At 62.6% G+C, this 14,984-nt stretch carries 12 protein-coding genes; 11 read left to right on the top strand and 1 reads right to left on the bottom strand.

All coding sequences use genetic code 11. The annotated features are described in order from the left end of the window. Positions 1-181: 181 nt before the first annotated feature. The gene (locus NKH99_RS01600) at positions 182-1,087 is read right to left on the bottom strand and encodes a branched-chain amino acid ABC transporter permease (protein WP_023676253.1); all 906 of its coding nucleotides are present in this window, start codon (positions 1,085-1,087) and stop codon (positions 182-184) included. A gap of 140 nt (positions 1,088-1,227) precedes the next feature. Between NKH99_RS01600 and NKH99_RS01595 the strand changes: the two genes are divergently transcribed. From NKH99_RS01595 to NKH99_RS01545, 11 genes are all read left to right on the top strand, one after another. Beyond that, the gene (locus NKH99_RS01595; protein ID WP_352469881.1) at positions 1,228-1,836 is read left to right on the top strand and encodes a CGNR zinc finger domain-containing protein; all 609 of its coding nucleotides are present in this window, start codon (positions 1,228-1,230) and stop codon (positions 1,834-1,836) included. Next, entirely contained in the window at positions 1,829-2,359 is a 531-nt protein-coding gene (locus NKH99_RS01590) for a hypothetical protein (RefSeq protein ID WP_352452209.1), read from the top strand. Before NKH99_RS01595 ends, NKH99_RS01590 begins: the two co-directional genes overlap by 8 nt. A gap of 227 nt (positions 2,360-2,586) precedes the next feature. Further along, a complete protein-coding gene (locus NKH99_RS01585; protein WP_353012208.1) occupies positions 2,587-6,066 on the top strand; it encodes an indolepyruvate ferredoxin oxidoreductase family protein in 3,480 nt (1,159 codons plus the stop codon). A 152-nt stretch (positions 6,067-6,218) separates the two neighbouring features. After that, positions 6,219-8,540 carry a putative bifunctional diguanylate cyclase/phosphodiesterase gene (locus NKH99_RS01580; protein WP_353012205.1) on the top strand — a complete coding sequence of 774 codons (2,322 nt, stop codon included), beginning with the start codon at positions 6,219-6,221 and terminating at the stop codon, positions 8,538-8,540. 150 nt (positions 8,541-8,690) lie between these two features. Next, the gene (locus NKH99_RS01575) at positions 8,691-9,473 is read left to right on the top strand and encodes an N-acyl amino acid synthase FeeM domain-containing protein (protein ID WP_023676258.1); all 783 of its coding nucleotides are present in this window, start codon (positions 8,691-8,693) and stop codon (positions 9,471-9,473) included. A 119-nt stretch (positions 9,474-9,592) separates the two neighbouring features. Then, complete coding sequence (locus tag NKH99_RS01570) at positions 9,593-9,742, top strand: DUF3096 domain-containing protein (protein WP_352469885.1); 150 nt, start codon at positions 9,593-9,595, stop codon at positions 9,740-9,742. Positions 9,743-9,915: 173 nt separating this feature from the next. Continuing rightward, entirely contained in the window at positions 9,916-10,140 is a 225-nt protein-coding gene (locus NKH99_RS01565; RefSeq protein WP_254816044.1) for an aa3-type cytochrome c oxidase subunit IV, read from the top strand. Between the two features lie 81 nt (positions 10,141-10,221). Then, the gene (locus NKH99_RS01560; RefSeq protein WP_353012202.1) at positions 10,222-11,496 is read left to right on the top strand and encodes a Re/Si-specific NAD(P)(+) transhydrogenase subunit alpha; all 1,275 of its coding nucleotides are present in this window, start codon (positions 10,222-10,224) and stop codon (positions 11,494-11,496) included. After that, positions 11,496-11,918, top strand: a complete 423-nt coding sequence (locus NKH99_RS01555; RefSeq protein WP_036238371.1) for an NAD(P) transhydrogenase subunit alpha part 2 — start codon at positions 11,496-11,498, stop codon at positions 11,916-11,918. The genes NKH99_RS01560 and NKH99_RS01555 overlap by 1 nt, the downstream gene beginning before the upstream one ends. A gap of 6 nt (positions 11,919-11,924) precedes the next feature. Then, the gene (locus tag NKH99_RS01550) at positions 11,925-13,322 is read left to right on the top strand and encodes an NAD(P)(+) transhydrogenase (Re/Si-specific) subunit beta (protein ID WP_353012199.1); all 1,398 of its coding nucleotides are present in this window, start codon (positions 11,925-11,927) and stop codon (positions 13,320-13,322) included. A 92-nt stretch (positions 13,323-13,414) separates the two neighbouring features. Then, positions 13,415-14,935: a hypothetical protein gene (locus NKH99_RS01545; protein ID WP_352681484.1), complete on the top strand. Its 1,521-nt coding sequence runs from the start codon at positions 13,415-13,417 to the stop codon at positions 14,933-14,935. The last annotated feature ends 49 nt before the right edge of the window (positions 14,936-14,984 follow it).

Genomic DNA, 14,984 nt, shown 5'->3' with positions numbered 1-14,984 from the left:
GCGGCGGTTCCCTGTCCGTCGTGTCGCTGTGGACCAACGGTATGCAGTGCGTGGTCCGGCGGGTCAACACGGGACAGCCCGCATAAACACAGTTGTGAGATGACGGGCGGCAAAATGCTGCCGCGTCCTTTGCATGTCCAAGGACATGCGGCGCTTTCACCCAAGCAAAGTCGGGTGCGGCTCAGGCGATCTTCTGTTGGTCGCGGCCGGCGCCGATCAGCACAAGCATGGCGACGAGGAACAGGTACATCCAGCCGTCCCGCCATTCGAGCGGAAAATAGCCGGCCCATAGCGATTCGGCCATGCCGAAAGCGGCGGCGCCCAGTGCCGCCCGCAAAGGCGAAAGATAGCCGCCCACTGCGGTCACGAACAGGATTTTCAACCCGTAGACCAACCCTGTGCCGAAGCTGATGTTGCCGTAGTAGAAGGCGGCGAGCACGCCGGCCAGTGCCGCGCAAAGGCCGCCGAAAAGCACCGCACGCCGAAACACCGCACGGACATCGACGCCGCACATCGCAGCCGCCTTGGGATCGTCGGATACGGCGCGCCAGCTCCGGCCGAAGCTCGAATATGCGAAGCCCCAGGCAGCCAGCGCTATGGCCGCCAGTACGGCGGCGCAATCGAGCAATTGGATCAGCGTCAACGTCGCCTTGAAGCTGGCATTCTGCGCGAAGACGATGGTCTGGGCCAGCATTGGCGGCAACCATAGGTCATGGGTATCGGCGGCGATGCGGCTGGCTTCCGACAAGACCAGCAATATGCCGAGCGTCGTCACCACGATGGCGTTGGGCGAGCGGTCGGCCAGCGGTTCGAAGATACTTCGCGACAGGACATGGCTGAGCAGCGCCGCATAAAGGAATGCCGCAGCTACGCCGAGCGCGACCGATGCAAACAGCGTCAGCCACAGCGCCTGATAGCCGAACGCCGCAGTGAGGATCATCGTATGCCCGCAAAAGGCGAACAGCGCGCCATAGGCAAGATTGGTACGGTGCAGGATGCCGTTGGTCAGCACGTAGCCGAATGCAAGCAATGCGTAGAGCGCGCCCGAATGCAGCCCGTTCAGAACCTGCTGGAAGAAATAGAGCATGCAAGACCCTCTATGCATGCCCCGCAATCGGGGCAGAGGTTTGGGACGAACGATATTCTCAGTACGGCGATCGCCTCAGTGACAAGCGTTGCACCCGGAATCTAACTTGTCAAACGCGAGTTATCAGTTAGATTCGCCATATGACAGTATCCTGGACTCCGCACCGCTTTACCGGTGGCATGCTGGCGCTCGATACGGCGAACACCGTCGTTTTGCGGAACGATCCGGAGAAAACTTTCGACCGTTTCGACGATCCGGCCGAGATCGCCCGCTTTGCCGAAGCCGCGAGTGCCTTTCGCGCCGCCGAGCTCGGTGGCAGGCGGCTCGTAGCGCCGGCGCCTGAAAAGATCGCACCGGTGGTGCTGTCGATCCGGGAGACGACCGATCGGCTGTTTCGCGGCGCGGTATCGAAAGGTGCGATCGCGACCGGCGATATGCCGAAATTCTTGGAAGCCTGCGCCGATGGCCTCGCTCATAGCCGCACCGAAATCGGCACGCCTGGAAAACCGTTCGGTGATCCGGCGACGCCGATTGCCTTCGAGGCCGCGCTTGCGGTCTCGGCGTTGTCGCTGCTGCGTAGCGACACCATTGCCAGGCTGAGGATATGTCCGAACTGCAGCTGGCTGTTTGTCGACAAAAGCCGGAATTCCAGCCGCCTCTGGTGCGACATGGCGGTGTGCGGCAACCGCCAGAAGGCAAACCGACACTATCGCCGCCGGACCGCGGCCAGGGAGGTCACCAATGTCTAGAAGATTCTCACGCGCGATGATTGTCGTCGCGGCGTTGTTCGCGGCGGCCGCGCTCGGCGCCTGCCGTGATTCCGGCAAGGACCAGTTGTTCGCCATTTCCGGGAAGCTGTTCGAGTTCAACTACCGGCTGGGTATCGCCACCTATGTCATCACTCTCAATCCGCTGCGGCCGGTGGGTGAGGGGCAGGTCGCTGTGGTCTCCTTCCAGAACCCGGCCGGCGGTGATCCGATCATCGTCACCCAGAAAATATGGCCGAAGCTGCCGCATGTGACGCTCACCAGCCCGCCGCTTACCTGCGTTGTCAAGGACAAGCCCTATGCGGTGTCGATCCGCATCGAGGATTCCAGCGGCAAGTTGCTGCAGAGTTTCGCGACCACTCTGACGTCCTCACTCGACCAGTCGGTCCTGCCCGACCGGCCTCTGGTGGTCGGGCCAGTCTACGAGCTCAACAAGGACCTGGCCGGCCATGTCGACGGCAAGCTGCCCGGTGAACCGAAGCCCAGTTGCCCAAAGGCTGCATGATGCATCACCAGCGGCACTGACCGCCGCCGGAATTTTTCATGCTCGGCCATCCTCCCCGACAGGCGTTTCGTGGCGCCACACGGCCGCGCACGGATCGTTTGTTGCGGACCGCCTGGCACCTTCGATTTTGTTTGACCTCCCCGGCAAGGGAAGAAAGACTGTGGGCACTCGACTCCGACGTTGGCCGCGCACCTCCAGGCGCGCGGCCTCCGCACAGGAAATGCCTGATGACGCTGCACAATGTCGCGCTCGACGACAAGTTCGACCTGGCAAAGGAGCGCATCTTCCTGTCGGGTGCCCAGGCAGTCATCCGCATGCTTCTGATGCAGCGCGAGCGCGACCGCCGGGCTGGCCTGAACACCGCCGGTTTCGTCTCCGGCTATCGCGGCTCGCCGCTCGGCGGCCTCGACATGCAGCTGTGGAAGGCCAGGAACCAGCTCGCGCAGTCGGACATCGTCTTCCAGCCCGGTCTCAACGAGGAGCTCGCCGCCACCGCCTGCTGGGGCTCGCAGCAGGCCGAATTGCTGGGCGAGGGTACCCATGACGGCGTTTTTTCGGTCTGGTACGGCAAGGGTCCGGGCGTCGACCGCTCCGGCGACGTGTTCCGCCACGCCAATCTCGCCGGGTCGTCGAAACATGGCGGCGTGCTGGCTCTGATGGGTGACGACCACATGGCCGAATCCTCGACCAACGCGCATGCCACCGAGTTCCTGTTCGTCGACACCATGGTGCCGATCCTTAATCCGGCCGGCGTCCAGGAGATCATCGACTACGGCCTTTACGGCTTTGCCATGTCGCGTTTTGCCGGCACCTGGGCGGCGATCAAATGCGTCAAGGACAACATCGAATCGACAGCCTCGGTCGATGCCGCGCTCGACCGGCTAGATATCGTCATCCCGGACTTCGACATGCCGCCCGGCGGCCTCAACATCCGTAATGAGATCGACATGCTCGGCCAGGAGGAGCGGTTGCATGAATACAAGCGCGCCGCCGCTTCAGCGTTCATCCACGCCAATGGGCTGAATCGGATCGTCTATTCGGGCGGCACCAGCGCCAAGCTTGGCATCGTCACCATCGGCAAGAGTTATCTCGATGTTCGCCAGGCGCTGGAGGATATCGGCGTCGACGAAGCGGCCGCCAGTCGTATCGGTATCAGGCTGTTCAAGGTCGGCTGCCCGTGGCCGCTCGACCTGCAACACATCGCCGACTTTGCTCGCGGCCTCGATACTATCGTCGTCGTCGAGGAGAAACGCTCGCTGATCGAGGTACAACTGCGCGAGAACCTTTACGGCACCGCGACGCAGCCGGTCATCGTCGGCAAGAAGGACGAGCGCGGCGACTGGCTGTTCCCGGCCAAGGGCGCGCTCGACCCCAACGATATTGCCATCGAGCTCGGCGAGAGGATTTTGCGAACGATCGGCCCGTCGGAAGAAATCGCCGCGCGGGTGGCGAAGTTGCGCCAGTTCCAGGCGATGCTGGCCGACACGTCAGACATCGCCTCGCGCACGCCGTTCTTCTGCTCCGGCTGCCCACACAATTCCTCGACCAAGGTTCCGGACGGCTCGCTCGCCGCCGCCGGAATCGGCTGTCATTTCATGGCGCTGTGGATGGACCGCAACACCGTCGGCTTCACCGCCATGGGCGGCGAGGGCGCGCAGTGGGTCGGCCAGGCGCCGTTCTCGAAGCGCGAGCACATCTTCCAGAATCTGGGCGATGGCACTTACAACCACTCGGGTGTGCTGGCGATCCGTTTCGCGCTGTCGACCGACGCCAACATCACCTACAAGATCCTCTACAATGACGCCGTCGCGATGACCGGTGGGCAGCCGCACGAGGGCGGCCTGACGGTAGACATGATCGCAAGGCAGGTGCGCGCCGAGGGCGTGGAGCGCATCGCCATCGTCACCGACGAGCCGGACAAATATACCGGCAAGGTGGAATTTCCCGCCGGCGCCACCATCCATCACCGCGACGACCTCGATCTCGTCCAGCGCGAGTTGCGTTCGGTCAAAGGCGTCTCGGTGCTGCTCTACGACCAGACCTGCGCCGCCGAGAAGCGTCGCCGCCGCAAGCGCGGCACCTTCCCCGATCCCGACAAGCGTATCTTCATCAACGAGCTGGTCTGCGAAGGCTGCGGCGATTGCGGCGTGCAGTCGAATTGCGTCTCGATCCAGCCGGTCGAGACCGAATTCGGCCGCAAGCGCAAGATCGACCAGTCGAGTTGCAACAAGGACTTCTCTTGCGTCAACGGTTTCTGCCCCTCCTTCGTCACCGTTCACGGCGCCAAAATCAGGAAAGCCGAAGGCATAGCCGGCGCGGCCGACCCGCTCGCGGGCGTGCCGGCGCCGGCGCAATTTACGCTCGGTGAACAAGGCTGGGCGGCGATTATCGACGGTGTCGGCGGCACCGGCGTCGTCACAATAGGCGCGGTGCTGGGCATGGCCGCGCACCTGGAAGGCAAGGGCTGCGGCATGATCGACATGGCCGGCCTCGCCCAGAAGGGCGGCTCGGTGTTCACCCATGTCCGCATCGCCCGCACGCCGGACGACATCCACGCCATTCGGGTATCGGCCGGCAAGGCCGATCTCGTGCTCGGCTGCGATCTCGTCGTTTCAGGTGCCAAGAAGGTGTTGGCCGCGGTGCGCGAAGGCCATACCATCTTCCTCGCCAACACTGCCGAGATCATGCCGGGCGAGTTCGCCCGTTCGGCCGATTTCTCGCTGCCCGTCGAGCGGCTGAAGAAGGCGATAAGAACGGCCGCGGGCGACGACAGGACGCATTTCTTCGACGCTACCCGCACCGCCACTGCCCTGTTCGGCAGCTCGCTTGGTGCCAACATGTTCATGCTCGGATTCGCCTTCCAGCATGGCGGCTTGCCGCTGTCGGCGGAGGCGGTCGAGAAGGCGATCGAGCTCAACGGCGAGGCGGTAGCGATGAATGTCGCGGCATTTCGCTGGGGCCGCCGCGCCGCCCACCAGCCGGATTTCGTCCGCAGCCTTCTCGCCCAGCCGGGCAAGGCCACGCAGCATGCCGCCATTGCCGAGACGCTGGACGATATCATTGCTCGCCGCGTCGGCTTCCTGACCGCCTACCAGAACGCCGCCTATGGCAAGCGCTATGCCGACAGACTGGCGGCGCTGCGCAAGGCCGAAACCAATGCTGTGCCCGGGTCGACCGTGGTGACCGAGGCTGCCGCAAAGAACCTGTTCAAGCTGATGGCGATCAAGGACGAATACGAGGTGGCGCGGCTTTATACGGACGGCTCCTTTGCCGCAGAGCTCGCAAAGCAGTTCCAGAGCTACGGCAAGCTTGAATTCCATCTCGCACCGCCGATCATGGGCAGGCGCGGCAGTGACGGGAAGCCGAAGAAATCGAGCTTTGGCCCGTGGATGATGAACGCGTTCCGCCTGCTGGCGGCGATGAAGGGCCTGCGCGGCACCGTTTTCGACCTGTTCGGCTACAGCGCCGAGAGGCGTATGGAGCGGCAGCTTCTTGCCCTCTATGAAGCCGACCTGGAACTTGTCGCCGGCGCGCTGGCGCCGGGCAAGATCGAGGTTGCTGCCGCGCTTGTTTCGGTACCGGCGCTCATCCGCGGCTTTGGCCACGTCAAGCAGGCCAGTGCCGAAAAAGCCGCCGGCGAACGCCAGCGTCTGCTCGACCGCCTCTCGACGGCGCCGCTGCGGCCGCAACTTCAAGCCGCCGAATAATTCAGCGCTGTGATACGCCTTGTTTACCTGAACGGTAGTTTCCCTGCTTCCGCCGCGTCACCAATGGATGCTGGCAGGGTTCGAAACGCCGCTCTAAACCTTTCTTAAGGCCAATGTGACACTGCTGGGTTCCCCAGGGTTGGGATCCAGGCGTGAATCTGAGACGAAAAAACGAGATTCCGGTCGACGTTTACATTCCGTTCGTGGAAACGCTGTTTCGCGACGGGTTCACGCTGTCGATCGGCCTTGTTGCGCAGACACTCCTCGTCATTCTGGTCTATTGGAAGACCATGGACTTGGCGTATCTTCTAGTTGCCGCTGGGCTCATCATTGTCGGTACTCTGCGCCTTCGCAACATCCGAAAATACGGGCGACTTCCTTCCCCGACGACGTGGGAAGAAGCCCATGATCGCGAAAACGATTACATAATTTTCGGTTCGATGCATGGTTTCATGCTTGGCGCGTTCTGTTTCGTCAGTATCTATCTGGCAAATGACAGCCACGACAATTATGCCGAAATAGCCTCTGTCTGCGTCACTCTGGCATCGGTCACGTCGATTGCCGGCCGCAATTATGGGTCGCCGCGGATGGTCATGATTTTTATCATAACCACCACATGGCCCATATCGCTTGGCTTTATCCTGCGCGGCGATATCTACCACATCATCCTCGGTCTGATGTCGGCCCCTTTTCTGTTTGCGATCAAGCGGTTCGCCGACATCGTCCGCGAAGTCCTGTTTACCGCCCTGTCGGAGGAAAAGAAGGCGAACCGCATCGCGCAGCGTTTCAACCGCGCGCTCAACACCATGTCGCATGGCCTTGTCATGCTTGGTCCCGACGGCCGGGTGGCGGTGGCCAATGCCGAAGCCGCGCACCTGATGTCGCTCAAATCGGCCGATGCGCTGCTAGGCCGCTCGATCCACGGTCTGCTGATGCGCGGCGCTGCAGGCGGCATGCTGGCGCCGAAAGATTGCCGTTACATCGAAGCCCAGCTGACGCGTGCGTTGCGCGAGGGCCGCGACCGCAAGGTCCTGGTCTCGCTCACCAACGGCCAGCACTATGAATTTTCGGCGCGCGAAGGCAGCCAGGAACTGGGCGTCGTCACTTTCGAGGATGTGACCGCCCGGGTCGAGGCGGAAGACAAGATCCGCTTCATGGCGCGCTACGACAGTCTCACCGGCCTGCCCAACCGCGCCTACTTCCACGAGTTGGTGGTGGAAGCCATGGCCTCAGGGGATCCCGAGCGTCTCTGCGGGCTGGTGGTGCTCGATCTCGATGATTTCAAGAGCGTCAACGACACGCTCGGCCATCCGGTCGGCGACGGATTGATCTACGCCGTTGCCGAGCGGCTGGCGGCAGTCGCTGGGCCAGGCATCACCGTCAGCCGCTTCGGCGGCGACGAGTTCATGATCTTCTTCGAGCGCATCGAGGATGAAAGCCACCTGACCGGCCAGGTTGACGAGATCTTTGTCAATCTACAGGGCGAGGTCGATGTCGCCGGCCACGGATTACGCATCCAGGCCTCCGGCGGCGCGGTGCTGTCGCGGGTCAAGGATACCGACGTTGACGCCATGATCGTCAAAGCCGACCTTGCACTCTACAAGGCCAAGGAGCTTGGCAAGAACGGTTGGCGGCTGTTCGAGGCCTCCATGGATGCTGCCTTCCGCAGCCGTCAGCTGATGAAGGCGGACCTGCGCAGCGCCGTGGAAAACAACGAATTGCGGGTGGTCTATCAGCCGATCGTCGCGATGAGCACGATGCGTATCGCCAGTTGCGAAGCGCTGTGCCGCTGGGATCATCCCGATCTCGGGCCGATTTCCCCCGGTATCTTTATTCCGCTGGCGGAGGAAATGGGGATTATTTCCGACATCAGCACCTTCGTCCTGCATGCGGCCTGCACGGAATGCGCCAAATGGCCGGCCCAGACCAGCGTGTCGGTCAATCTCTCGGCCAAGGATTTCCGCAACCGTGATGTCATCCAGAAGGTTCGCGACGCGCTGGCTGAATCCGGTCTCTCCGCCGGACGTCTGGAGATTGAGGTCACCGAGACGGCGCTGCTCGACGACAAGTCGCTGACACGCCAATATATCGAGGAGTTGAAGCGGCTCGGCGTGCGCATTGCGCTCGACGATTTCGGTACCGGGTATTCGAGCCTCAGCTATCTCCACAAACTGCCGCTCGACAAAATCAAGATCGACCGCTCGTTCCTGATGGATGTCACTCAGAACAGCCGGTCGCTCGAATTGCTCAAGGGCATCGTCAACCTGTCACGGCCGCTGGGACTTTCGGTTACCGTCGAAGGTGTCGAGACCTTCGAACAGCTCAAGATCCTGGCATTGCAGGTCAAGCCGGACCTGGTCCAGGGCTTTCTGTTCGGGTCGGCACTCAGCGCGTCCGGCATCGAGACGATGTCGAGCACCGTCTGGCCCTTCGCCAAGGACATCCAGATGGCAAGGAAGGCGCCGCGGCGGTGACTTCGCGCTGAAAAACCGCGTATTTTAGTATAATTTTATTAATTGTTAACCCTAACGAGCGGTAAACGAGCTCCTATTTATTTTCATCTTTACATCTCATGACCCGTCCGTAGTGTCGGCTGGTGGCGGTAATCGCGGGGAATAGAGTTCATGTGTGCCCAGTTGAGTTCGCTCGGCCATGCGGCGGGCGCTGGTGGGAAAGATGCGTCCGAGACCATGTCCAGCTTCGCGCAACATGTTTATGCGCTGCTTGACCGGACGGAGTACCGACGCTGTGAAAGCGGCGAGGACTTCGAAAGCATTTACAGGCTGCGCTACAATTCCTATCGGATGAACGATCTGGTGCCCGAGAATGCGTCCCGTCAGGTCCATGACGAGTTTGACGAACTGCCCAATTGCCACACGTTCGGAATTTACATCGAGGGGCGGCTGGTCAGCACAATGCGCCTGCATAACGTGTCTGCTGATAACGCCACATCACCAGCGCTCAGCGTCTACAAGGACTTGTTGATGCCGCGTCTGGCGGCCGGCGAAGTCTTTATCGACCCGAGCCGTTTTGCCGTGGACGCCGAATGGTCACGGCTTTACCCGCAGATCCCGTATGTGACGCTGCGCCTTGCGGGCATGGCTTGCTTCCATTTCGGCGCGCCTTATTGCATATCCATGATCCGCGAGGACCATGCGGCTTTCTACAAGCGCATCTATCGGGCGCGACCGATTGGCGATGCGCGGCCCTATGCCGGCGTGATCAACTGTTTCGCGCTGCTTTATCAAGCCGATGTCCTGGCGATCAAGAATGAAACCTACGCTCGCTTTCCGTTCTTCCGTTCGACGCCAATGGAGCAGCGCATGTTGTTCGATACGCCCGGTGCCGGCGAACTCGCCCCGCTGACCATCCTGCCCACCGCCAAGTATTTTCGCGAAGCCGCCTGAACGAGCCCATGGAGCCTTCCGGTCGCTTCGGCGTTCTGGGCAAGGGTGCTGGTGGTAGGTCGGCATGGCCGGCATCCACCAAGCATCGCTTCGATAGCCATCCGATCAAAGGAACCGACATGACCATTTCCACGCTCGCCCTCACCCCGCTCATCGCCCTGATCGCAGGCGTGCTGATCCTGGTGATGCCGCGGCTGCTCAATTATATCGTCGCCCTTTATCTGATCGTTGTCGGCCTGCTCGGGCTGTTCCCGCATCTCGCCGGCTAACGGCATCGGCAATAGCGGACCTGCCATCCATTGTGATTGGTATCGCCGCGCTCCGCGCAGCGATTTCAAGTTTTACTTGAGATTGTTGGCTGCGGCGATGCGGCAATAGCGCCATTGCCCTTAACGCGGCTTTTCGCTATGTGCCTGAAAGATGTCTTCGAAGGGGTATTCCAATGGCTGAACACACGCCGACCGGTCCTGTCGAACTGGGCGCGAAGATGGACTATGCCGAGCACGACCGCACCTATGCCGGCTTTGTGATGCTGGCCAAATATGGGTCGCTATTTTGCGCCGCCGTGCTTCTTGCCATGGCGTTCGGCTTCTTTGTGGGCGGCTTCTTCTCGGCGACTATCCTCTTCGTGCTGATCCTGGCCATCGGCGCCTTTATTCTCCGATAACTCCTCCAACCTTTGTCGAAGGCGCCGCCGGGGTCGGTTGGTGTCTTGCGGTAACAGGGTTCCGGCCGAAAGGATCGTGCGGTGGGACAGACGGTTTTCATCCCTCGTGAGCTCGACGCAAACGAGCCTCGCGTCGCGGCCTCGCCCGATACGGTGAAGCGGCTGGCAGCACTGGGTTTCGACGTAATCGTGGAAACCGGCGCCGGCACGGCGTCGCGCGTTCCCGACGAGGAGTTTGCCAAGGCGGGCGCCGCGATCGGCAAGGCCGGCGATGCAGCCAGGGCCGATGTGGTGCTGAAGGTGCGCCGCCCCACGGACGCCGAGCTGAAGGGCTACAAGGCCGGCGCCGCTATCGTTGCGATCATGGATCCTTACGGCAACGACGCTGCCGTCGCAGCCCTTGCCAGGGCCGGTGTTACTGCCTTCTCCATGGAGTTCATGCCGCGCATCACCCGGGCGCAGTCGATGGACGTTCTATCCAGCCAGGCCAACCTCGCCGGCTACCAGGCGGTGATTGATGCGGCTGCCGAATATGACCGGGCGTTGCCGATGATGATGACGGCGGCGGGCACGGTGCCGGCTGCGAAGGCGTTCGTCATGGGCGTCGGGGTCGCCGGTCTGCAGGCCATCGCCACCGCGCGCCGCCTCGGCGCCGTGGTCACCGCCACCGACGTGCGCCCGGCCGCCAAGGAGCAGGTCGCCTCGCTCGGCGCAAAATTCCTGGCCATCGAGGACGAGGAGTTCAAGGCGGCCGAGACGGCCGGCGGCTACGCCAAGGAAATGTCGAAGGAATACCAGGCCAAGCAGGCGGCGCTGACTGCCGAGCACATCGCCAAGCAGGACATCGTCATCACCACGGCGCTGATCCCCGGCCGGCCGGCGCCGAAGCTGGTTTCGGCGGCGATGGTCGCCTCGATGAAACCCGGCTCGGTGATCGTCGACCTTGCGGTCGAGCGCGGCGGCAATGTCGAGGGCGCCGTGCCCGGGCAGGTGATGACCACCGCCAACGGGGTAAAGATCGTCGGCCATCTCAACGTTCCCGGTCGCGTCGCCGCCTCGGCCTCGCTTCTCTATGCCAGGAACCTCTATGCCTTCCTCGAGACGCTGGTCGACAAGGCGGCGAAGATGCTGGCCATCAACCGCGACGACGAGCTGGTCAAGGCAACCATGCTGACCGATGCCGGCAAGATCGTGCATCCGGCTTTCGCAAAGGCTGAGCAGGAGCCGCCAAAGGGCCAATATGTCGAGCCACCGGCCATTCCGGCCAGGACGATGGTTGCCGAGGCTTCGGCGAAGCCGGCTGCGAAGAAAACGGCCGCTGCGAGGAAGCCTAAGACCACCGGAGGGATCGCGTGATGGATCAGACGCTGCAGAAAGCCCTCGACCAGCTCGACCAGGCGACAGCTGCCGTGCGGCTCGCTGTGCAGAACCTGGCGGCCGCGCCCGGCACCGAGGCGGCGGGTGACGCCGCTCACGCGCTGTCCGGCGGTGCCATCGATCCCTTCGTCTTTCGCTTCGCCATCTTTGTCCTGGCGATCTTCGTCGGCTACTACGTCGTGTGGTCCGTCACACCGGCACTGCACACGCCGCTGATGGCGGTCACCAACGCCATTTCCTCGGTCATCGTCGTCGGCGCGCTGCTGGCCGTCGGCATCTCGGCCTCAGGGCTTGCCACCGGCTTCGGCTTCGTTGCTCTGATGCTGGTATCGGTCAACATCTTCGGCGGCTTCCTCGTCACCCAGCGCATGCTGGCCATGTACAAGAAGAAGGAAAAGTAGGCCGCTATGAACGCCAACTTCGCCTCCTTTCTCTATCTGGTCTCCGGCATCCTGTTCATCCTCGCATTGCGCGGCCTGTCGCATCCGACCACCAGCCGCCAGGGCAACATGTACGGTATGATCGGCATGGGCATCGCCATCGCCACGACGCTGGCGCTGGCGACCCCTTCGGCCGGGCGCTTCGGCCTCATAGTGCTCGGGCTGCTGATAGGCGGCTCGGCCGGTGCGGTCACGGCACGGCGCATTGCCATGACCTCGATGCCGCAGCTGGTCGCCGCCTTCCACTCGCTGGTCGGTCTTGCCGCGGTCATGGTGGCGGCCGCCGCCATCTATGCACCGGAAAGCTTCGGCATCGGCACGGTCGCCGATATTCATGCCCAGGCACTGATCGAGATGAGCCTCGGCGTTGCCATAGGTGCCATCACCTTCACCGGCTCGGTCATCGCCTTCTTGAAGCTTGACGGCCGCATGTCGGGCAAGCCGATCATGATCGGTGGCCGCCACTTCATCAACGCGGCCCTGGGCATTGCGCTGATCGTGCTGATCGTGCTGCTCGTCACCACCGAGTCCAAGGTGGTGTTCTGGCTGATCGTTGCCGCCTCGCTGGCGCTGGGTGTGCTTCTCATCATCCCGATCGGTGGCGCCGATATGCCGGTGGTCGTGTCGATGCTGAATTCCTATTCGGGCTGGGCCGCGGCCGCCCTGGGCTTCACGCTCGGCAATCTGGCGCTGATCATCACCGGCGCGCTGGTCGGCTCGTCGGGCGCCATCCTGTCTTACATCATGTGCAAAGGCATGAACCGGAGCTTCATCTCGGTCATCCTCGGCGGCTTCGGCGGCGAGACATCAGCCATTGCCAACGACGGCATCGAGCGCACGGTCAAGCAGGGCTCGGCCGAGGACGCCGCCTATCTGATGATGAATGCGCAAAAGGTCATCATCGTGCCGGGCTACGGCATGGCCGTCGCCCAGGCGCAGCACGCGCTGCGCGAGATGGCCGACAAGCTCAAGGCCAACGGCGTCGACGTCAAATACGCCATCCACCCGGTTGCCGGCCGCATGCCCGGCCACATGAACGTGCTCTTGGCCGAAGCCAACGTGCCTTATGACGAAGTGTTCGAGCTGGAGGACGTCAACTCTGAGTTCGCGCAGGCCGACGTCGCCTATGTCATCGGCGCCAACGACGTCACCAATCCCTCGGCTCGTGACGACAAGTCCTCACCTATCTACGGCATGCCAATCCTCGACGTCGACAAGGCGCGCACTTGCTTGTTCGTCAAGCGCTCGCTCGGCTCCGGCTATGCCGGCATCGACAACACGCTGTTCTACAAGGACGGCACCATGATGCTGCTCGGCGACGCCAAGAAGATGACCGAGGAGATCGTCAAAGCGATGGATCACTGAAACGGCGTCGCTGCCAACTCACTGCCGATCGTCGAATACAGCCCGGCTCCGCGCCGGGCTTTTTCTTGGCTGTTACCGGTTCTGAAGCTACGATGCCGACCCGTCGTCTTGCTAACGGCGTCATCGTGGAGGTGCTGGTGCCCGACCCTGGTTCTGCTGCATCGCCGGCCGCCGATCTGACCGCAGCAGAGAAGGCGCCACGCAAGCGCAGCCAGGCGGTAGTGGTCGTGCACGGCATGGGCGAGCAGCGGCCCATGGACACGTTGAGGGAGTTTGTCCAGGCCGTATGGAGCCACGATCCGGCCCGTGCACCGTTCTATGCCCATGTCCCCGATCCGGCCGACCCGATGGGTGCGAAGATCAACCAGAGCTGGATCACGCCCGACAGCCGGACCAATTCGCACGAACTCCGCCGGATCACCACGCCCTATGATGTCGATGGCCGCCGCACCGATTTCTACGAGCTTTACTGGGCCGACATCACCCAGGGCACGACCCGAAGCCGCCTTGCTGCCTGGGTGACGACCCTGCTCTGGCGCAAGCCGGCCGATATTCCGCGCGATGTGCTCAAACTCTATGTCGTCACGCTTTTGGCCACCCTCGTGGTCCTGGGCGCGGCGCTGGCGCTCGCAACGTCGACCTGGCAAGGCTACATCTCCTGGACGACGGGTGTGCTTGTCACGGTTCTGGCGTCGTTCGTCATCTGGTCGGTGGACCAGTTTGGCTTGCCCTATTTCGGCGACGTCGCCGCCTATGTGCGGGCCGAAGCGGCAACGGTCGAGAAGCGGGCGCTGGTCCGCGAGCGTGGCCTCAAGCTGCTGAAGCGTCTCATGATGGACGATGCCTATGACCGCATCGTGCTGGTCTCGCACAGCCTCGGGTCGATCATCGCCTATGATCTGTTGCAGATATTGTGGGCCGATTTCAGGCCTAGAAAGTTGGAAGCCATTCGCGACAAAGCGAGGCTGAAGGCGATCCACGCCGTCGACAAGGCGACGCTGGTCGCCGATGCCTCCGCTTGGCCCGACAGCCTCGATGACCTCCCCGCATTCCGGCGCAGCCAATGGGAGCTCTACCGGCAGCTTCGCGTCGGCGACGCCGATCATCCGCTGCCGTGGAAGATCAGCGATTTCGTCACGCTCGGCAGTCCGCTGACCCACAGCGAGTTTCTGGTGACCTACAACCTCGCCGAATTCAGGCGCGGCATCGCCGAGCGCCTGTTTTCAGCATGCCCGCCGATCGCCGACAGAGCGGCGGGCGGGACCATGCTCTACCAGGAAGGGCGCAGCCATTCCGGCAAGCCGCAGCGGGCAGTGCATCATGGCGCGGTGTTTGCCGCGACACGCTGGACCAATATTTTCGACAGGGGCAATGGCTGGCTGACCGGCGACCCGATTTCAGGGCGGATGACGGAAAATTTTGGTCCCGGCGTGGAAAACATCCAGGTCGAGCTGCGCGGCTCGGGCGGCCGCGTCTTCACGCACAGGCTCTACTGGTCGCTGACGGCGAGCGGCGTCGAGGTCGACGCGCTGGCCGGCGTACAGCCGCGCTCGCACCTTGCCGTGCTGCGCGATGCGGTCGATCTCGGCCGCAAACTGGAAGCTGAGCTGTAGGCGGCAAGCAATGCGCGGCGGCAGTTCAAAGCAAGGTCCCCTTCGGGCG

The organism is Mesorhizobium sp. M0854, assembly GCF_040319815.1.
Lineage (GTDB): Bacteria > Pseudomonadota > Alphaproteobacteria > Rhizobiales > Rhizobiaceae > Mesorhizobium.
The sequence above is the reverse complement of the archived record's forward strand: the minus strand, read 5'-3'. Positions and strand labels throughout refer to the sequence as shown.